We start from the raw sequence: 20,418 nt of genomic DNA on the forward strand, positions 1-20,418 counted from the left end.
ATGAAAAGTGATGAATACACTAAAAAGCACTGGGAAGAGGTTTATACCGGAAAAAGTGATGAAGAAGTAAGTTGGTTTGAAGGGAAACCCTCGACTTCATTGGATATTATAGCTTCCCTTGACTTACCCAAAGATAGTTCAATTATTGATATTGGCGGGGGGAACTCAAACCTTATCAGTCATTTGTTGAAAAATGGCTATAACAACCTGTCCATTCTTGATATTTCAGAAAATGCACTTCAGCGTACCAAATCAAAATTAGGCAAGTCAGCCACAAAGGTGCAGTGGATAAATTCGGACATATTGAATTTTGAACCGACCCAAGACTTTGAGTTATGGCACGACCGGGCTACTTTTCATTTCTTCACACGGGAAGAAGATATCTTAAAGTATATTGACATACTAGGTCGTTCCCTTAAGACGGGAGCGTATTTTATACTGGCAACTTTTTCGACCACCGGCCCAAAAAGATGTAGTGGATTGGAGATTGCCCAATATTCTCCTGAAAAACTAAAGGAATTGTTTAAAGTAGATTTCACCCTATTGGAATCCTTTGAAAAAATTCATAAAACCCCTTTTAAAACAGAGCAAAATTTTATTTATAACCTGTTTCAGAAAAAATAATATGGACTACGAGAGAATCCTTTTAAATTCAACCATTACCTGTCCCGAATGTGGACATACGAAAGAGGAGGAAATGCCAACAACGGCCTGTCAGTTTTTCTATGAATGCGAAAACTGCAATCAAATATTAAGACCAAAGGAAGGCGATTGCTGTGTCTTTTGCTCTTATGGGACGGTAGTCTGCCCACCAATACAAGAAGGCTCTGGTTGTTGTTGAATAATTTCGGGATAAATTTGTAGAGCACCCCCAGTACAATTATATATTGCCAAAATTTTAAAATCGATGATACCACGAGATTTAAGCAAGGACATAAAAAAGAGGTTGCAAAGTATCAATGGGCAAATTGGTGGCCTCATTAAAATGCTCGATGAAGATACAGACCCAGAGAAGATTTTAATACAGTTCAAGGCAGCACAGAAAGGATTGGATAAAGCTCATTTTCTGTTACTGGACGAAGTTTATCGAAAAGCTTTGGCCATAAAAATATCTGAAACTGTCGAAGCCTGCCCTGGAAACTGTGGCAATGAAGGCCGTATCGAATTTATAAGAAAACAGTTTCCAGATTTGGAATTGGACAGCCTAACGGAAAAGATGAGGGAGATAGATGCACTAAAGGCCAAGCTCGAAAACCACAAAAATGCTTGACCCCCGCAATCACAACCGATTTGATGGCCTGCACGACGCGGGCCATTTTTTTGAAATTTTATTTGGAGACCACCCTACCCACCAATCTACCTTTGATTCGTTGTTTGAATTCAATGACGCGTAAAGAAATTTTAAATAGTTAAAAAACAGAAATATGAAACGTCAAGTAGAAGTTTTTACGGCCAATTGTCCGGTCTGTGACCCAGTGGTCAAAATGATAAAGGAAATGGCCTGCGATAAATGTGAGGTAACCACATATGATTTGGTCAAGCAATGTGAAGACAAGACCTGTCTTGATAAGATGGATGAATATGGCATAAAGAAAGTTCCCGCTGTGGTAGTGAACGGTGAGCTCTTGGAATGCTGTAAGGATTCGGCTATCACCGAAGTGAAATTGGTAGAAGCGGGAATCGGACAATCCTAATTATAATGTGTTTGAGTATGATTAACAAAGTATTCCCTAAAATATCATTGAACATTCCCTATCTCAAATTGATATTGTTATTGGCCATATCAGGATCGGCGATGGCCCAAGGCCACGGCCCACTCTATGGGCTTCAGACACCGACCCTTGCCAAAGGTGGGGTCGATTTGAACGTGGCGGGAATGAGCCTAAGTACGGAGACCGAAACGTCCTATATGCTCCGCTATCTGTTTTCCTATGGCATTACGGAAGACCTGCAGATAAACCTGACCACCCCCACGATGATAGAAAGGTTGGGTGATGCACCGAGGACACGGGGCAACAGCAATATGCCCGCCAACGGGGATATTGAGGCTTCCCTTTGGTACCGGTTTTTCTCGAACGCCTTTGGGGTTGGAAAACGCTTTGAGTCCACCGCCATCGTGGGCGTTTCTGCGCCGACGGATGATGTCAGGGGACAGGCCAATGTGGGCAACTCGGTACACGCGGCCATTTCAACGGGCTATGCCTCGCGCACTTGGTATGGATGGATCGGTGGCGGATACCAATATTATTTTGAGAAAGGTGGCGAACAATTGGGCGACCTGCCCTACGCCAGTGCGGTAGTGGGGTATCGCCCCAATATATTTATGGGCGATTACCCAAAGCCCGATTGGCGCATTTTCATAGAATCATTGGCCGAATTCCCTGGCGACAATAAATTTGAGGGGCAAATGGACTTTACAGATTCGCGCAGTACAAAAATACTGGTCGGGCCCTCTTTTCTTGGACTATATGGCGCTTGGGGAATATCGTTCGGTGCGATGTTTCCGGTCGTACAGGACTTGACACTTGGGGCAGTGAAAGAAAGGTATCGATTGGCCATAAACTTAAGCTATTGGTTATAAAGCAAGAATTTTAAAAATGTATAAAATGAGAAATATATTTAGAATTATGATGATAGGTCTATTCGGAATTGGCACAGCATCGGGGCAAATTACCAAAGTTGACCAAGAAGTTTATGGAATGGATTGCGCCCCTTGCGCCTATGGCCTAGAGCGGGGACTGAAAAAGATGGATGGGCTTCAGGAAGTGCGTGTCAGCCTCAATGACGGAAAGGCATATATGGGATTGGCTGCCGAGAACGGACTTAAATTACGTAGCATTCAGGAAGAGGTAAAAAAGAACGGTTTTTCGGCAAAAAAAGCTGAAGTGACCCTAATTGGAAACGCAACGAAAGAAGATGGCCAATGGTACATTGAGACCGCTAATGAACGATTTTCGGTATCGCAGGATACGCCTACGGCGTTGTTACAAAAATTAACCGTTGGAACAGCAAGCATAAGCGGAACGGTGCAGGATGAGGAAGATGATAACCTCTCTGGCCAATGGTCCATCGTACTAACCAAAATCGAATAGATTTTATGAAGACTATTTCCAAAATGGTATTGGGAAGCAGCTTGGTTGCCGCCCTTCTTCCCTTGATGTGCTGTTTTTTGCCTGCTCTGCTATCGGTCGGCGCGGGATTGGGTTTCTTGGGCGGAAGTTTTGAATGGGTACATCCTGCCCAACCCTTTCTGACCACATTTTCGGTCGGAGCCCTTGGGTTTGCCCATTTTAAGAATTTTAAAAGTTCAAAAAAATGTAGTGGAGGGGAATCCTGCCAAAACGACAAAAGTAAACGTACCATCAATACTTGGTTTATGTGGACATTTACCTTGCTGATTCTTGCTCTTATGATTTTAAACTACTGGTATGAACTTTAGAAAGTTATTCATTTTTTCGGTTTTTGCTTTGGTTCTTCTCACATCCGGTTGTGAAAGAACGAAAGAACAATGGCAGTTCGAACGGAAAATTATACTTCCCAAAGAAGCCCGCCCCTTGGCTTTGGCCAAGGACGAGGAGGCCATTTGGTTTTCAGATCCGGATTATTTCCGCTTGTATAAAATCGACCTGAATGGAAAGGTGTTGGATTCCATCACGAGGATACAACGGCCGATGAACATCCATATGGATAAGGAAACACTTTACATACCCGAATTCTTGACCGACACCATCTGGCAATATAAAAAAGGTAAAACCAGTCCGTTGAAAATCAACAAACGGCCACAGGCCCCGGCGGGTGTTTCTGTATATGGGGATACCATTCTGGTAGCCGATTTCTATAACCATCGTATCATCGTTCAGACACCAAATTATAGCTATACTATTGGAAAGCAAGGCCATAATGAGGGCCAATTGTATTATCCAATAGATGTAAAACTAAAGGATGGTAAGGTATTCGTGGCCGATGCGTACAACCATCGGGTTCAGGTCTTTGATTTTGAAGGCAATCATATTGTTACGATCGGCCAAAATGAAAAAATAAACGTGGCCTCTGGCATTACTTTGAGCACTAATGAATTAGCTATCACCGACCAAGAAAATAACCGGATATTAATTTTTGATTATCAAGGAAAGTTGCTGCAAATATTAAAGGAAGGCATTTTCTATCCAACAGATATTCACTTTGACAAGGGAAGGCTTTTCATCGCCAATTTCAAGGACAATTCTATATCCCTTTATGGCAGGTAATATCAATTGGATATTTTTATAAAAGCTATCTTATGCGTTCATACTCCGTAAATTCGAACGTAGTCTCGCCATTTTCGTTTTTATCCGATTCACTTCTGACAAGTAATTGTTGGGCATTTAATTGAATTACAATATGGTATTCACTTGTATTAGAATTAACATGGCTCAGTTTTCCTGATTCTTCGAGAGACCAAGTGCCAATTTCAGTGAAAGTTTTTGATATCTGGCTATGACAGGCAATTGCCCCGATTCCCCAGAAATAGCGGTTATCTTCTTGCTCGTTACCCTTAACATATCTGAGAATATCATCTTTTCGGCAATTTTCGAATTGGGCAAACAAATCTTCCAAGGGCTCCAATATGCCCAATGAATCATTTGGTTGCCCTCTAAATTCTGCAATCCTTTTCCAATCTCCTGCTAAATTATTTTCGGTAAACAAAAGGTTGACTTGTTGTGAACTTTGGTCGTCTTTTTTGCAAGACCACATAACCAACAAGGAAAGTGACACTATGTAAATTGTTTGTTTTGGCATTACTTGATTGATATAAAGTTACATCTTATCCTAACATTTAGTACATCTATTTTACAGAACTATAGTTAGATAGGTTCCAAGTTGTTTTAAATGGCCATTCACTATATAATTTCAAAATACAAATAAGATTCTCGCATTGGAATTTAGACCTATTGGGTTGTCAAGGCCAAAAAAGTCTATCCAATTAGCGATGTTGCCTTTACGTTTCCCGTCGTTTTCCTGAAATCTCAAGTATTTTGACCTGATAGACAATCGGATTTCCCCTTTCGTATAATTTGCTCGAAAATTCATTGATAAACTCAACCTCTCTCCGTTCTTTTCTACGGATAATGCTCTTCACGCCTTCGGTAAAAAGGTGTAACTTTTGTTTGGCAATATTGCCCTCAAGTTCTTCGAATGTGCCGTGCACCATGGCCGATTCCCAATTGAACATCGATTGTATTTCTTCTACCTGTACGGTAACCGAGTTGTTATTTCGCATCGCATTGATTTTATGGCCATCCGAGGTATAGCTAATGATCGTATTGTCGGCAGGATCAAAATAATAGGTGATGGGAATCAAATAAGGCTTCCCTTGCCATAGATAGGCCAAGTGGCCGAGGTAATTGTTTCTGAGGACGCGCTCAATCGCACTAGTTGTTAAATCTGTCATTGCTATTGTTTTTGAATATTACTGATTGCTTATGTGTTTTTCAAAGTGTAGTTTCCACTTGTATTCCATCATCGATTATATATTTCCTTTTTTAAGTTGTTGTGCCTCATGATTTATCGCCTTGTCCGTACAGACAGATAAAGAGGCGAAACCATTTAACCACTTGCCAACATATTATAACCTATAATTTTTCAAAAACCTTAAATGCGGAAGAAAGGTTAGAAAAAGCATGGCTGTGCGTACCATTTGGTAAGAAATCCAATTACCCAACTTATTGAATATACCGGCTCTTTGTCTTAGACTCCCCTTTGTAATTTCGCTACACTGGCTTATAACCATTTCAAAGTCGGCCCGAAGAATTTTGGCAAAATTGACCGAGTGAACTTCTACGTTCATTTCAATACTGCCATAACAACTAAGACTGTTCAAGTTAAATGAGCCTATGGTAGACCATTTATTATCTACTACCGCAGCTTTACCGTGTACCACGGATTTGTTCCACTCATAGATTCTCATATGGTGGTCTAGAAAAGAGGAGTACAAATGTTCGGTAGCCCTACGTACCAAAGGCACATCGCTAATGCCCGCTAAGATCACCGTTGTTTTTATTCCTCTTTTACAGGCCTTTTTCAATGCCTTTGCTATTCTGCTTCCAGGCAAAAAATACGAGCCTATGATAACTATTTCCTTTTCGGCATGAATGAAGGCGTTCGTGTAGGCATCACAGACTTCCGTTTTTTGCTGTAGCCAGTCGTTCTGTAAAATTCCCACGAGTGCCCTACCTGCCGAATGTAACACGGGTGGTATTTTTTTTGAGCTTCCTTTTTTGAAAAAATAGTCGCTACACAGTTTTTGAAGATTTTCAGCTGCCGGGCAATTCAACTGAACGGCATAGTCCAACCAAGGTTCCGAACCTGTGGTTCCGTGGTATTTATTGGCAATATTGATTCCGCCTATCAACGCTATTTTTTCATCGGCGACCGCAATTTTATGATGCATCCGCCTGCCGATATAAAAATTGTTCAAGGAGAATAAAGGCGAAAAAAAACGAAGTAAAATACCATGCTGTACCAAATCCTGGGCAAAACTATCGGGTAATGCAGCGCTACCATAGGCATCCAATAAGACATATACCTTTACTTTTCGTTGAGCGGCTTTCTTTAAACAGGAGGCTATACGGTTTCCCGTGTCATCGTTTTCAAAAATGTAGGTCTGTAAATGGATTTCTTTTTCTGCCCTATCGATTAACATTTCCAGCCTTAAAAAATAGTCTTCTCCCGAACGGACCAATTCAACATATTTCGAATTGTCAACAGCATTTTGAAGTGCTGTTTTACTACGTTTTCTAAGTGCATATCGATGGTCCATCGCTACCCTTTTTTATGCTGGTCGGCCAATAATGGCCTGTCAATCCCTTTATTTGGTCGATTCAAAAAATAAACCAGTCCCATAGCACCCAAAATGGTTGTACCGGCAATAATAAAAGGATAATAAAACCCTCCCGCTATTAGCCAAGTCCCCAATACCGGACCCAAAATTTGACCGATACTATTCGTGGAACTTTGAATGGATATATTCCTTCCCGTGTTTTCCTTGGAAATCAAAGAAACTGCCGAAAGCAGGTTTGGTGTTACCATGGCTCCCCCTGCTGCGAAAATTATTATAGTAACATAAATGTATAGTTCACCGCTCACAAAAGGGAAGACAACTAGCGAAACACCGGAAATCAATAACCCCAATGTTATTTGCTGTTTCGAGGTCAGCATTTTTTCTCCATAGGTCGCAAATACAGGCTGTAAAACTGCCATAACGGAACCACAAAGCATAAAACCAATACCCACCTGATTGGTTGTAAAGGCCAACTCATCCTTCCCATAAATTGAAAACACGGTCTCAAACAAGGTAACCACGAACTGCATCACAAAGGACAAGAGCAACAAAATGATAAAATAGTTACTCAGGGAAAAACTGAATTTGACTGCCTCAGAAGCAATACGATTTTTTATTTCGGTATTCTTCAGCCATTTTATGATTATCAGCAATACCACAAAGCCCAAAAGAGCTGCCAAAATAAAGGGAACCGAAAAACGGTCTAAGTGGAACACTCCAAAAGAGTATGTATAGTGTAGGTTCGTTTGCGACAGAAATCCCCCCAGAACAGGGCCAAATATCACACCGGAACTGATAGCGACCCCAGACCAGGCCATTATTTTGGTCCTTCGCTTTTCTGAAGTGATATCACTTAAATAAGCATTACTGACAGGAATAACCGCAGACGTAAAGATGCCCCCTATGATACGGGCTATATATAGCATCGACAGGGAAGTGGCAAGACCCGTTAGCAAGTTCATCACGACAAAACCTACAAGCCCCAATAGTATTATAGGTTTACGGCCGTATTTATCGGAAAGCTTGCCCCAGACGATAACGAACAAGAGCTGGAACAATGGATAAATACTGGTTAACATTCCGATATGGAAGTTGATAAGGTCCGTATCCAGATTGTCTTTTAGAGCCAGTCTTTCCGTGTAATAGGGCAGGGTAGGCAATAAAATACCGTACCCGAGCATTACCACAAATAAACTTAACAGCACTAAAAATATCCTGTTAAGTTTGTCCTTTCTATTCATTACTTTTTCCCAATTTTTCTTTTCAACAATTGGGCGTTAATGGCTACAATAATGGTGCTCAAACTCATAAACACGGCACCAACTGCGGGACCCAGTACAAAGCCTGATGAGTACAAAACACCTGCTGCCAATGGGATGGCGACCACGTTATAGCCGGTGGCCCATATCAAGTTCTGGATCATCTTGTTGTAGGTGGCCTTGCCGAACAAAATCAAATTGGCAATATCCTGTGGGTTACTGTTTACTAGAATAATGTCGGCAGTCTCCGCAGCGACATCGGTGCCGGAGCCCACAGCTATTCCAACGTTGGCTTGTGCCAATGCAGGTGCGTCATTGACCCCATCGCCCGTCATGGCCACAAACTCTCCTTTGCTTTCCAACTCTTTTACGATTTCCACTTTTTGATGGGGTAGTACCTCGGCATAATAGCCATCCAACCCTAATTTATCGCTAACAGCCTTGGCGGTTTTTTCATTGTCCCCGGTGGCCATCAAGACTTTGATGTTGTTCTTTTTGAAAATTTTGATGGCTTCAGCGGATTCCGGTCTAATCTCATCCGCTAAGGCAATATAACCGACCAATTTTCCATCGATTAGAACAAAAACCACCGTTTCAGCGGCATCGCTATAGGCATCTTCAGGAATTGCAATTTTTTCATCCCTTAAATAACCCGGACTTACTACTTTCACTTGCTTACCTTCCACATTGGCCTCTACACCTTTACCAGTAATGGCATTAAAGTTTTTTGGTTTCGGGATTGTAATATTATCTTCTTTGACCTTTTTTATGATTCCAACTGCAATAGGATGTTCCGAGCTCTGTTCCAAGGCACTTGAAAGCCTTAAGATTTCTTCTGTTGAATATTCTTGTTTAACCGATTCAACTCTTGTGACACCAAAATCACCTTTGGTCAATGTTCCGGTTTTATCAAACAACAAAGCTGATATTTTTCGGGATTCTTCAAAAGCCGTTCGATTTCTTATCAGTAAGCCATTTTGGGCGGATACTGCGGTAGATATAGCGACAACTAACGGAATGGCAAGTCCTAATGCGTGTGGGCAAGCGATAACCATAACCGTTACCATTCTCTCCAAGGCATATACAAAAGGGAAGCCTAAAATCAACCAAACTGCCAATGTGCCAAAACCAATTGCCAGGGCTATGTATGTCAACCATTTTGCCGCCCTATCGGAAAGGTTCTGCATTTTAGATTTGGTCTTTTGCGCTTCCTCAACCATTGTGATTACTTTGTTGAGATAACTGTCCTTTCCGGTATGTTCTACCTTAACCTTTAAGGTGCTATTGCCGTTTACTGAGCCTCCAATTACTTTGTCGTTCTCATCTTTTTTCACTGGCTTGGATTCCCCTGTAAGCATTGATTCATTTAAGTAACTCGAACCATCTACTATAATCCCATCAGCAGGAACTTTTTCACCTGGCTTTACTAAAATCACATCGTCTTTTAACAAATCTTCCAAGGGAATATCTTCTATAGTATCACCCTTTACCCTGTGGGCTTCGGCGGGCATCATACTTACTAATAGCTGTAAGGCTTTTGATGCACCTAGCACACTTTTCATTTCTATCCAATGGCCTAAAAGCATAATTGCGATCAGTGTTGAAAGTTCCCAGAAAAAATCTTCACCTCTTAGTCCGAATACTGTGGCAGTACTATAAAAGTAGGCAACGCTTATGGCCATGGAAATTAGGGTCATCATTCCAGGTGCACCCTTTTTGACCTCTGACCAAAAACCTTTTAAGAAAGGCCAACCTCCATAGAAATAGACGATGGTAGATAGTGCAAATAGGATATATGGGTTTCCTGGTAAGAGAAATTCATATCCGAAAAACTCCTGTATCATTGGCGAGAAGAACAATATGGGAATGGTTAGCACGAGCGTTACCCAAAACCGTTTTCGAAAATCGGCAATCATCATTTTGTGATGGTCGTGACCCATTTGACCGTGACCTGGATTATGACCTGAATGGTCGCCAGAACCGTGATCCATTTTACTATGATCCATCTTGCTATGGTCGTCCGATTTTGGGTCTTCCATTTTCGAGTGATCCATTTTTGAATGGTCATCTTTGTCGTGATTCATTTTAGAATGGTCCATTTTTTTGTTCTTTTGCTCTTCGTGATTGTCCATAGTATTCTATTTAAGGGTTATCGTAATTTTTTTCGCATTGCTTCCGAGATATTTTCAGCATAGACCCCATAGGCATCTACCAAAAGCCCCTTTATACCATCTTTTGATGAAATGGCATAAAGAACACTGTTATCGTCCGTACTGCTCATACCTTCAAAACGATGGGTTTCATCCACATCAAATTCTTCGGGATGGATTTCCAATTCCAATGAAGCACATTTTATACAGTCGGGGCCAAATTGAAATCATAGGTATATCCCCTGATCTGTAAGTCATTAATTGCTTCTGATAGGGTGTCATAGTTTCTCATAATTTATTGTTTGTATGTCATCGTAAAATAGCTGCCGTCTTTCTCGGTAAATTTCTGGAATGATAACAAGTTCTCACTTGTAAGTTTTTCACTTGCAACATAGTCCAATTGTTTAATTCGTATACCAATGGCATAGGCCTTAATATTGATTTTGGATTTGATTGTTTTCCCATTTCCGTTAGATTCCAACACGCGGTCATAAATTTTAATCTTACTGTTGGAACCAAAGAAGTTCAACAATCCCGAATCAAAGCTCATTTCGAGTTCAACATTCTCTAAGTTCCCAAGGTCATAGAGTTCCTTGAAATTTTTGGACACTGTATTGATTTCGGTTTCCTTGGATTTTGGCTTTGAAAAAGGGAAGGCCATTACTATAATACTGGATTCATCCGGTTTGCATCGGTAAGTGGTGGTATATTTATCGGTCGGGGTGCCTTTTTCATCAAAAAGCTCGGTTGTGACAACAATTTCATAGTAACCATTGGCTTCTTTTAGCTTTCCGGCTTTAAAAGTTTGCTTGTTCAGAAAGTCTCCATTTTTATCAAAATTTTCCCGTACCACCAATCTATCGGACAATTGTCCAATCAACATTTTATCTTGTGGGTATGCGGAAAAAATCATAAAAACGTATACTATTAAGTGCAATCCTATTTTCATATGTGGTGCATCAACTCTTTTACTTCCTTGGCGATCACATCGCTCAAATCAATTTTATTTGACTGGTGTGGAATCGTGTTGCAGGTAATGATGTCCTCCACATAAGCGTCCCACAAATCTTGATAGGCATTTCCTGAAAATACGGCATGAATGCCAATGCATATTGCAGGTTTCATTCCCGCACTTTTCAAATGCTCCGTAGTTTCTATCATGGTCCGGGCCGTAGAAATGATGTCGTCTACTAAAACTGGCGTCGCTTCCTTATATTTATCTACATCGGGAACGGAAACTTCAACATCACGGTCGCCATGGCGGACCTTTTGTAACACCGTGAAGGGTACTCCCGCTTTTTTTGCCACATCGGAAACCCATTGCTCACTTTCGGAATCGGGCCCGATAAGTACCGGATTATGAATGTTCTCCTTGATGTATTTGGAGATTTCGTCCGCTGCATGAATGACCCTGTTCGGAATGTTGTATACCTCGCCCAACGAATGTATTCTATGTAGATGCGGGTCAATGGTCGTGATGCTATCTGCAAAACCAGAAATCAATTTTCCGAAAAACCCAGAAGTAACCCCTTCGCCCTTATGAAAAACCTTGTCTTGCCGCATATAGGCCAAATAGGGAGCCACCAAGCATGTGCACATCGCGCCCAAAGATTTTGCGGTGTGGCTTAAAAAATACAATGGCAATAGTTTTTCATCGGGTTCGTGCAAGGTGCAGACCATGATTACACATTTGTCTTTTACATCGGAAAGGATACGCGTGTAGGATTCCCCATCCGGAAATTTGCGTATGGTACATTCCCCGATTTCCGCTTTCATTTTCTCTGCCAATAATTCCGTGAGTTCTTGGTTTCCCAGAAGACTGAATAATATAGTTTTCATTTGTCCTTTTTTTATTCTATTGTTATAATATCGTCATGGTTCTCATAATATTCCAAGGCATAATTCAACTCACCTTGCGATTCTGCAAAGAGCGTATACAGCAACTGGCCTTTTTCTATTTCATCGTTCAAATGAACGTTCAGTAAAATACCGGCAGATTTTGATTGGGGCGCACCTGAAAGTTTGGCGAGTTTTGCAATCTTTCTATTGTCAATACGCCGTAAAACACCTGTTTTTTTGGCTTTTATTTCGAATTTATAAGGTTTTAGGAGAGGTTGTTTAAAATTACCTTGGGCTTTACAGATAGCGAGAAATTTGTTATATGCCTTACCTGATTCCAATAGCCCTCTGGCGGTTTGCTTTCCTTTTCCCGATTCGATTTCGCCAGAAAGCTCTAACAGCTCGCCCGCCAACAGAACTGCCCTTTCTCTTAGGTCTTTCGGTGCATCAACTTCATTCTTGAGTACACTAAGGATGTCCATTGCTTCAAGGGCTGGACCAATACCTCTGCCGACAGGCTGTGTGCCATCTGTAATAACTACTCTTGTAGTAAGGCCAACAGCTTTGCCCACGACTTCGAGATGTTCCTTAAGCTTCATGGCAGCGTCATTGGTACGAACCTTGGCCGTTTCGCCGACAGGAATATCAATGACCACATGGGTAGAACCTGCTGCCGCTTTTTTGGAAAGAACCGATGCAATCAACTGCCCTTCGCTATCAATATCCAAGGCTTTTTCAATTTTGATGAGCATATCATCTGCCGGACTTAATTGGGCGGTACCCCCCCAAACAAAACATCCGCCTTCTTTTTCAACAACTGCTTTGATTTCTTCCAAAGAAAGGGTAACATTGGTCAATACCTCCATGGTATCGGCTGTTCCTGCCGGGGAAGTAATGGCTCTCGATGATGTTTTGGGCATGGTAAGCCCGTAGGCTGCAACAATGGCTACAACGATGGGTGTTGTTCGGTTTCCTGGCAAGCCACCGATACAATGTTTATCGACTACGATTTTTTTGTTCCAATCCAATTGTTTTCCAGAAGCTATCATGGCTTGTGTGAGATTCGAGATTTCATTGACATCCAATCTATTTCCGGCACAGGCCGTAATAAAAGCCGAAAGATGAATGTTGGAGTAATCTCCTTCAACAATATCTGTAATGATTTCTTCGAAGGCCGTATAAGCTAGTTTTTGATTGTAGATTTTGGCCCTTACATGGCTTAACGAATCTATAGGTTCCAAGTGCGACACCCTTAGTGTTTCATTTCCGGACACTTTTAATTTTTTCGCCGCCGCTTCCGATAAGCCTATCTCTCCGGCTAGCAGCACATCCGACGTTATTACATTAAGACTGGCAACGATGGAAGTATTGAAATTGGATACCCGGATTCTGGTTAATGCTTCAAAACCTTCGGAAACACAGACATGGCAATCTTCCCGCATATAAACCACATGTTCGTTCTGTGTATAAATGCCCAAGTGTTTATATTTTAAAGTACTCGATTTTTCTTCCATAACCTTTTCGTTATTTTATTTTTAATAGTGTTGGTGATGCCACCAATAGTATTCCTATAATCTAGTCCATTAACTGTTTTGAAAAGTTTCTACGGATTCAATGCTATATAATTTGGGAATTTCAGAATCCCAATCATAAGTTTCCTTAATGCCTTTTTGCAATGCCTCCGCACCTTCCTTCTCTCCGTGAACAATAAATATCCTTTCCGGTTTCTGTTCGACCTTGCTTAGCCAATCCAATAGTTCGGCATGGTCGGCATGCGCCGAAAGCCCTTCTATTTCTGCCACCTCCATTTGAAAGGATACTGTTTTTCCGTACACTCTCAATTCCCTGTCGCCGTCCAACAATTTCCGTCCCCGAGTACCTTCTGCTTGATACCCAACAAAAAGCAAGGTGTTTTTTGGTTTTTGCGCCTGGGTTTCCAAGTAATTAAGCATTCTACCTCCCGTGAGCATTCCGCTTCCAGCGATGACGATTTTAGGTGTATCATCGCTTCTCAATTCCATTGTTTCCCGATAACTGCTTACGACCGTAAAGTGCGAACATATTTCGTCACACTCAGCATCTTCCAACCTATGCCAGTCTCTAGTTCGATGGAACAGTTCCAGTACGTTGGCCCCCATCGGGCTGTCCATAATCATCTGTACTTTGGGAATTTTATTTTGTTTTAACAACCTCCAAAATATCAGCATCATCAATTGGGCACGCTCTACGGAAAAACTTGGTATGAAAAGGCTTCCGCCCCTTTCAATGGTTTTGTTGACCAATTTTTCAATTTCGGGAAGTGCCTCCGCCTCTTCGGGATGAAACCTGCCGCCATAGGTCGATTCTATAAAAAGAACATCCGCCTTTTTTGGTTTTAGCGGTGGATATAGCAATAAATCGTTGGTTCTGCCGATATCCCCTGAAAAAACAAAACGTTTTCCGAGAACATCCAATTCAATGTAGGTAGCACCTAGGATATGGCCGTTGTACTGAAATCTAGCCTTTATGTTTTTCATTAAGGGCAGCCATTGGCCGGGGGGTACTCCCTTAAAAAAGGGAACGGTTTTTTCAACATCCTTTAAGTCATAAAGTGGTTCGGCGGGGCTGTGTTTGGAATAACCTTCCTTATTGGCCCGTTCGGCTTCCTGTTCTTGAATCTTGGCACTATCGTTCAATATGATTTTGGCAATGTCCAGGGTGGGGTACGTTCCATAAATGGGCCCCTTAAAACCCTGTTTGACCAATCTGGGCAGATAGCCTGTATGGTCCATGTGCCCATGCGTAAGCAAGACCGCATCAATTTCCGAGACTTCAACGGGTGGATACTCCCAGTTTTTTAGACGTAGTTCTTTTAGCCCTTGAAAAAGACCACAATCAATCAAGATTTTGCGTTCGCCGGTATCCAAGAGATATTTTGAACCGGTAACGGTTCCAGCAGCTCCTAAAAAGTGAATGTTTATTTTGTTGTTTTTCATTTATAGTACCCGTTTAGTGTCCCCCACAGCAGGAAGGTGTGTTCCCTTTATCTTGGTCCGGTTGGCATAACTCCGCTATTTCTTTGTAGAGATCATGAAAATCCTCTTTGATGAGAAGGGCTAGTTTCTTGGTGGATTTGGGTTCGGAGTTTACCATCTCCAGTAATGTTTCGAAGGCCTCTTCAAGTAAGCTTGGATCATCTTCCATTGCTTGGTAAAATGGCTCTAGGTCTATACTGTTCTGTTTTTGTAATGTTTCTGTTCTCATCTGTTTTCTTTTTAGGATTGATCAATGTTTATTGGTTTAATGTGCTGTGCATAATTCTTCTGAATCTTCGAGAATTTTTTTTTGTCGTTGCTTGGCGATACCTATTTGCCCCAAAAATGATGGGTTTTCGCTAATGTCCTTGCAGAGCACAATGCCCTTATCCAATAATTTGGATTTCTCGGCCTTTGTCAATGTTGTTAAAGAGGTTAAGGGATGTAGGCCGGATCTGTCTATGCGTTCTTTCAGACCGTTCCCTTTCGGATAATCCCAACTTGTAAGCATCAGCCCAACACAGGTACCATATTGTATGGCATCGGTGGTAAAGCGGGTATTGGTATAAACACCCCCTTGATGAAACTTGGTTTTATGGCCTTGCTGTTTTTCCCATTGTTTTTCCACATCCAAAAATCTTGAATGGATATAGAGCGGGATTTTCACATTGCAAAACCGGCCCTGATCACTATGGTATTTACATTCAATCATATAATGCTTGTTGTCTTTTTCAGCTATCACATCCACTTCATGCTGTACACAATTGCCTTGAACGATTACCCCGACTTTTGTATCAAAACCTTCTTGACTCAATAGGGCCCCAACAAATTTTTCAAAGGGATAACCCGAAGGCCCGAGTTCCATAAGGGCTTTTTTTAGTTTATACCGCGAAGCGCTCACACGGGCCTTGCTCTTTAGCATCCTAAAGGCACTTCGGTATATTTCTTTGGTGGTCATGCCATGGGATACCCTGTCCCTAATTTCATTGGCAATTTCTTGAACAAGCGTTTCGTCAGCCTTTGAACGGCGCAATGATTTGATGAGCTTTTTGATATCGAATTCCTCAAGTTCACCGGAATATTTTCTTATCTGTACCTGCTGGGTCATTCTCTATATTTTAATGGTCATCACTGGTAGCGAAGAATGGTTGGCGACCCCTTCTGTAATGCTTTTTGAGAACAAACTTAAAAATCCTGTATTCCCATGTGTACACATGGCGATCAGGTCCGCTTTGTTGTGTTTCAAATATGTATTGATGCCCGTTTCAACTTGGTTTTCGTTATACACGTTCATGGAGAAATTCTTGAGTTCTGGAAAACCCTCCAAAAACTTTCGTATGGGATCTAGGCCAAGGGCGATACTATTATGGTCCGATGCCGTGTTGATGCGTAATAGATGAATTTTCGCATTACATTTTTCTGCGATGGAGAGTACTGCCCTAAAAGCACTGCCCACATCTTCCATAAAATCTGAAACGAAAACGATATCCTTGAAAGGAAACCTTACATCATCTTCTTTTACCACAACGACCGGCACATCGGATTTTCTTACCAAACGCTCTACGTTGCTACCAAGAAGTTCACGAACTATGCCTTTGGTGCCACTGCTTCCTGTAACGATGAAATCATGGTCATAATGACCCGAATGTTTCAGAATGTTGTCTTGATCTACATGAAATTGTAAAAAGGTTTGGCATTTTAGATGTTCTTTTTCGGCCTTTTTTTCCAGTTCACGTAACGAGGCTTTCGCTTTTCCAATTTTTTTGAGGGTTTCTGGATACCGTTTTTCCTTTTGCTTATCCAATTTGACCCAATCGACAGGAGTCTTTAACAAATGGAAAAAATGAATTTCCGCATTATAAAGTTTGGCCATTTCAATGCCCAAATCGGCGGCTTTGTTGCAGTTTTCTGAGAAATCCGTGGGTACGAGTATATTTTTCATAGTGCTATTGTTTTTAGGTTTATATAGATTTAAGTACTTCCTATGGAAGCTTGTCGTTTTATTTGCTGGCTACTTCGTTTCCCGAGTCGATTTGTTTTTCAAAACAATCCAGATTATGTATGGTGGTTTCGGCAATATTCGTCAGTGCCGTATCGGTCAAGAAGGCCTGATGGCTCGTTATCAGAACATTATTGAAGGTCATCAAACGAGCGATTACATCGTCCTGTAAAATCTCGTCAGAATGGTCTTCGAAAAACAGTCCTTCCTCTTCTTCATAGACATCCATACCAAAGAACCCGACCTTTCCGGTTTTTAGTCCATCGATGACCGCTTTGGTATCTACCAGACCGCCCCTGCTCGTATTGATGAGCATAACACCTTTTTTCATGACCCCAATTTGCTCGGCATCTATTAAATGTTTCGTGTCGGTAGCCAAAGGCACGTGAAGACTGATAATATCCGATTCGGCACATAATGTTCTACAATCGGTATAGCGGGCACCAAATTTTTCTACTAGGTCTTCATCCTTGTTGACATCATAGGCTAGAATTTTACAGCCAAACCCATGAAGGATTTTGACCAAGACTGCGCCAATCTTTCCGGTGCCCAATACCCCAACCGTTTTGCCGTTCAAGTCAAAACCAGTGAGTCCGTTTAAGGAAAAGTTTTGTTCACGCACTCTATTATTGGCCCTAATTAGTTTTCTGTTCAAAGCCAATATGAGTGCGACCGTGTGTTCTGCGATGGCGTAAGGCGAATATGCGGGAACACGAGCCACCTTGATGTTCATTTCATCCGCCTTTTCCATATCCACATGATTGTAGCCTGCCGAACGAAGAGCTATGTATTTGACTCCGAACGCACCTAATTTTTCCAGTACGTTGGCGGATGCATCATCCCCTGTAAATAGACTGATGGCCTCCGAGCCTTTTGCCAAGGGAACGGTATGCTCGGATAATCGTTCCTCTAGTAGCCTCAATTCATGTTTGCCGTCATTGGCGGATGTTAAATAGGATTCTTCAAACTTATGGGTGCTGAATACCGTTGTTTTCATTTGCGTTTTAATTTTATTTACCAAAAATCTTTACGAGTTCGTACAACTCGTCTTGTACCTGGTGTTGTTTTACCACTTGGTCAAAAGGCGTGAGGCTAAGTTCGTTGTTGAGAATACCGACCATAACGCTCTTTTTTTCTTGTAAAAGGGCCTTTACCGAAGCTGCCCCAAGTCTTATCCCCAACATACGATCGGCAGCGGAAGGGTTTCCACCGCGTTGCACATGCCCCAGTTTTGTGATACGGAGGTCTAGCTTCGGATTTAATTCTTTAATCTTTGATGCCGCTATTTCGGCACCAAGTTCATCGCCTTCGGCAACAACGGCTATGAAGGCTTCTTCGCTATCATAAACACTTGCCTTTTCGAGCAAACGGACAAAATCTTGTCCACTTTCCGGCACTAAAATGGCATCGGCACCTACGCCCAACCCAGAATGCATTGCTATATATCCGCAGTCCCTTCCCATTACCTCAATTAGAAATATTCGGTTATGTGATTCTGCTGTGTCCCTGATCTTATCAATGTTTTCGATTGCCGTATTCACTGCGGAATCAAAGCCCAAGGTGAAGTCGGTTCCGGCCATGTCATTGTCTATGGTACCTGGAATACCGATAAATGGTAGTTCGCAAATCTCCGAAAAGGCGAGCAGCCCTTTAAAAGTACCATCCCCGCCCACGGCGATAAGTGCATCGATGTTATTTTTCCGAAGGTTCTCCAGGGCCTGCTGTCTTCCCTCTTTAGTTAGGAATCTTGCGCTTCGTGCGGTCTTAAGAAAAGTACCGCCCCGATGCACTAATTTTTGAAGTTCCTGGGTATCCAATTCGACTAAATCCCCATCGATTAGGCCTTCATAACCTTTACGAAAACCACTTAATTTTATGCTGTTCACTTCGGCAGTTTTTGCAATGGCAAATAAAGCTGCATTCATGCCTGGGGAATCCCCTCCCGAGGTAAATACCCCAATATGTTTCATATTCGTGTTCATGATTTAGTGGTTTTAAGATTAGCGGTAATCAGATCGGGTATTTTTCCGTAAAACCGATTGAAAACCATACAAGCCGTTAAGTCTCCGGTAACATTCACTGCAGTTCGGAACATGCCGAGCAAGCGCTCCACCCCGATTATTATGATAATTCCCTCAGAAGGTATTCCGGCCCCCGATAGTACCGAAGCCAGTATGACAACGCCACCTCCAGGTATGGCCGGGGTTCCGATTGAGGCCGCAACTATCGTAACGACGACGACAATAATATTTAAAAGGTCCATTTCTAATCCGTAAGCCTGTGCTATGAATAAAGTGGTTATGGTCTGATAGAGGGCCGTCCCATCCATATTTACAGTAGCCCCGATCGGAATTATGAAATTACTGATAGAGCTATCTACTTTCAGTTCTTCCTCTGCTGTTTTCAGCGATAAGGGCATGACCGCGGCAGAACTTGTAGTCGAGAATGCTAAAAGTTGGACATCCGTAATCTTTCTCAAAAATTTAAGAGGATTAGTCCGGCCAAGTGTGCTTACCAATAAGAGGTAGATAACAATCAACATAAATAGGCCCAACAGTACAACGAGCACATAAAAACCCAATCCTGAAAGGGAGCTTAACCCGACACTGGATGTAAGCTGGGCCATCAATCCGAATACTGCCACCGGCACCAACAACATGGCCCATTTTACTACGGTCATACAGATTTCCTGTACGGCACTCAAAAGTAATTTTACTGGTTTGAGCAAATCATTGGGTAACGACAGAACGGCTACCCCTATTATAATGGTAAAAATGACAATGCTCAACATTTCGCCACTTACCATGGAGGCCAATGGGTTTTCGGGCAGTAGATCCGTTATGGCATTCGGAATATCATTTATTCCAAAGGATAGTTCCGAACTTTCGGCAGTATCGGCCAATGCATTTGCATGATCCATTTCCGCCTGTTGGTGCAGATACTTTCCAGGTCTGAACAGTGCGGCTAGCAACGTTCCTATGGTTACTGATATAATTGTTGTTGATATAAAATATAAGAGCACACCACCCCCCAACTTTTTTAGATTTTCCTTGTCGTTACTGGCTATGCCCGTAATGATGGAAGCCACAATCAAGGGAATCATTATCATCTGCACCAATTTAAGGAAGAGCATTCCCGGTAGGGCCAACCAATTTCCCAACATATCGGCAGTCGCCTTACTGACCCAACCGTTTTGAGGACTTAATAACAACCCGAAACCTACACCCAAAAACAAAGCGATAATCACTTTTAGCCATAGCCTGCTCTCTACCAGTCTCTGCAAGTAATGGTTGAGTGATTTTAAAGATTTTATTTCAGTTTCGAACATGGTATTTTA

At 41.9% G+C, this 20,418-nt stretch carries 23 protein-coding genes and 1 pseudogene; 8 read left to right on the forward strand and 16 right to left on the reverse strand.

Annotated features, from left to right (window positions below; all coding sequences use genetic code 11):
* From ABNE31_RS09765 to ABNE31_RS09800, 8 genes are all read left to right on the forward strand, one after another.
* Entirely contained in the window at positions 1-624 is a 624-nt protein-coding gene (locus ABNE31_RS09765; RefSeq protein WP_067036919.1) for a class I SAM-dependent methyltransferase, read from the forward strand.
* 1 nt (position 625) lies between these two features.
* On the forward strand, positions 626-841 hold the full coding sequence (locus ABNE31_RS09770; protein ID WP_083158132.1) for a GDCCVxC domain-containing (seleno)protein: 216 nt from the start codon (positions 626-628) through the stop codon (positions 839-841).
* Between the two features lie 66 nt (positions 842-907).
* Complete coding sequence (locus tag ABNE31_RS09775) at positions 908-1,270, forward strand: metal-sensitive transcriptional regulator (protein ID WP_067036917.1); 363 nt, start codon at positions 908-910, stop codon at positions 1,268-1,270.
* A gap of 154 nt (positions 1,271-1,424) precedes the next feature.
* Positions 1,425-1,694, forward strand: a complete 270-nt coding sequence (locus ABNE31_RS09780) for a thioredoxin family protein (protein WP_116183711.1) — start codon at positions 1,425-1,427, stop codon at positions 1,692-1,694.
* 17 nt (positions 1,695-1,711) lie between these two features.
* Positions 1,712-2,581, forward strand: a complete 870-nt coding sequence (locus ABNE31_RS09785; protein ID WP_083157918.1) for a hypothetical protein — start codon at positions 1,712-1,714, stop codon at positions 2,579-2,581.
* A 25-nt stretch (positions 2,582-2,606) separates the two neighbouring features.
* A complete protein-coding gene (locus ABNE31_RS09790) occupies positions 2,607-3,092 on the forward strand; it encodes a heavy metal-associated domain-containing protein (protein ID WP_067028999.1) in 486 nt (161 codons plus the stop codon).
* 5 nt (positions 3,093-3,097) lie between these two features.
* On the forward strand, positions 3,098-3,439 hold the full coding sequence (locus ABNE31_RS09795; RefSeq protein WP_166247886.1) for a mercuric transporter MerT family protein: 342 nt from the start codon (positions 3,098-3,100) through the stop codon (positions 3,437-3,439).
* Positions 3,429-4,247: an NHL repeat-containing protein gene (locus ABNE31_RS09800; RefSeq protein WP_067028995.1), complete on the forward strand. Its 819-nt coding sequence runs from the start codon at positions 3,429-3,431 to the stop codon at positions 4,245-4,247. The genes ABNE31_RS09795 and ABNE31_RS09800 overlap by 11 nt, the downstream gene beginning before the upstream one ends.
* A gap of 25 nt (positions 4,248-4,272) precedes the next feature.
* On the opposite strand, the gene ABNE31_RS09805 is transcribed toward ABNE31_RS09800, so the two are convergent.
* From ABNE31_RS09805 to ABNE31_RS09880, 16 genes and pseudogenes are all read right to left on the reverse strand, one after another.
* On the reverse strand, positions 4,273-4,779 hold the full coding sequence (locus ABNE31_RS09805; RefSeq protein WP_116183710.1) for a hypothetical protein: 507 nt from the start codon (positions 4,777-4,779) through the stop codon (positions 4,273-4,275).
* 199 nt (positions 4,780-4,978) lie between these two features.
* A complete protein-coding gene (locus tag ABNE31_RS09810) occupies positions 4,979-5,431 on the reverse strand; it encodes a pyridoxamine 5'-phosphate oxidase family protein (RefSeq protein WP_067035861.1) in 453 nt (150 codons plus the stop codon).
* A 174-nt stretch (positions 5,432-5,605) separates the two neighbouring features.
* Positions 5,606-6,799, reverse strand: coding sequence for a phospholipase D-like domain-containing protein (locus ABNE31_RS09815; protein ID WP_067035864.1), 1,194 nt, complete (start codon positions 6,797-6,799; stop codon positions 5,606-5,608).
* Between the two features lie 2 nt (positions 6,800-6,801).
* Complete coding sequence (locus tag ABNE31_RS09820; RefSeq protein WP_067035866.1) at positions 6,802-8,061, reverse strand: MFS transporter; 1,260 nt, start codon at positions 8,059-8,061, stop codon at positions 6,802-6,804.
* Positions 8,061-10,211 (reverse strand): copper-translocating P-type ATPase, encoded by a 2,151-nt coding sequence (locus ABNE31_RS09825; RefSeq protein WP_176712428.1) that lies wholly within the window; start codon positions 10,209-10,211, stop codon positions 8,061-8,063. Before ABNE31_RS09825 ends, ABNE31_RS09820 begins: the two co-directional genes overlap by 1 nt.
* A 17-nt stretch (positions 10,212-10,228) precedes the next feature.
* Positions 10,229-10,521, reverse strand: a pseudogene (locus ABNE31_RS09830) (phosphoribosylpyrophosphate synthetase).
* Between the two features lie 3 nt (positions 10,522-10,524).
* Positions 10,525-11,142 carry a hypothetical protein gene (locus ABNE31_RS09835; RefSeq protein ID WP_237685876.1) on the reverse strand — a complete coding sequence of 206 codons (618 nt, stop codon included), beginning with the start codon at positions 11,140-11,142 and terminating at the stop codon, positions 10,525-10,527.
* Between the two features lie 32 nt (positions 11,143-11,174).
* Positions 11,175-12,068: a ribose-phosphate pyrophosphokinase gene (locus ABNE31_RS09840; protein WP_067035874.1), complete on the reverse strand. Its 894-nt coding sequence runs from the start codon at positions 12,066-12,068 to the stop codon at positions 11,175-11,177.
* A gap of 11 nt (positions 12,069-12,079) precedes the next feature.
* Positions 12,080-13,582, reverse strand: a complete 1,503-nt coding sequence (locus ABNE31_RS09845) for a thymidine phosphorylase family protein (protein WP_067035877.1) — start codon at positions 13,580-13,582, stop codon at positions 12,080-12,082.
* 69 nt (positions 13,583-13,651) lie between these two features.
* On the reverse strand, positions 13,652-15,043 hold the full coding sequence (locus tag ABNE31_RS09850; RefSeq protein ID WP_067035879.1) for an MBL fold metallo-hydrolase: 1,392 nt from the start codon (positions 15,041-15,043) through the stop codon (positions 13,652-13,654).
* A gap of 13 nt (positions 15,044-15,056) precedes the next feature.
* The gene (locus tag ABNE31_RS09855) at positions 15,057-15,311 is read right to left on the reverse strand and encodes a hypothetical protein (RefSeq protein WP_067035882.1); all 255 of its coding nucleotides are present in this window, start codon (positions 15,309-15,311) and stop codon (positions 15,057-15,059) included.
* Between the two features lie 36 nt (positions 15,312-15,347).
* Positions 15,348-16,190, reverse strand: coding sequence for a restriction endonuclease (locus ABNE31_RS09860; RefSeq protein ID WP_067035885.1), 843 nt, complete (start codon positions 16,188-16,190; stop codon positions 15,348-15,350).
* A gap of 3 nt (positions 16,191-16,193) precedes the next feature.
* Entirely contained in the window at positions 16,194-17,024 is an 831-nt protein-coding gene (locus tag ABNE31_RS09865) for a universal stress protein (RefSeq protein ID WP_067035888.1), read from the reverse strand.
* A 58-nt stretch (positions 17,025-17,082) separates the two neighbouring features.
* Positions 17,083-18,078 (reverse strand): 2-hydroxyacid dehydrogenase, encoded by a 996-nt coding sequence (locus ABNE31_RS09870; RefSeq protein ID WP_067035891.1) that lies wholly within the window; start codon positions 18,076-18,078, stop codon positions 17,083-17,085.
* Between the two features lie 13 nt (positions 18,079-18,091).
* Complete coding sequence (locus ABNE31_RS09875; protein WP_067035894.1) at positions 18,092-19,063, reverse strand: ATP-dependent 6-phosphofructokinase; 972 nt, start codon at positions 19,061-19,063, stop codon at positions 18,092-18,094.
* Complete coding sequence (locus ABNE31_RS09880) at positions 19,060-20,409, reverse strand: dicarboxylate/amino acid:cation symporter (RefSeq protein WP_067035898.1); 1,350 nt, start codon at positions 20,407-20,409, stop codon at positions 19,060-19,062. Before ABNE31_RS09880 ends, ABNE31_RS09875 begins: the two co-directional genes overlap by 4 nt.
* Between the last annotated feature and the right edge of the window lie 9 nt (positions 20,410-20,418).

This window comes from Flagellimonas sp. MMG031, from assembly GCF_040112705.1.
Classification (GTDB): domain Bacteria; phylum Bacteroidota; class Bacteroidia; order Flavobacteriales; family Flavobacteriaceae; genus Flagellimonas.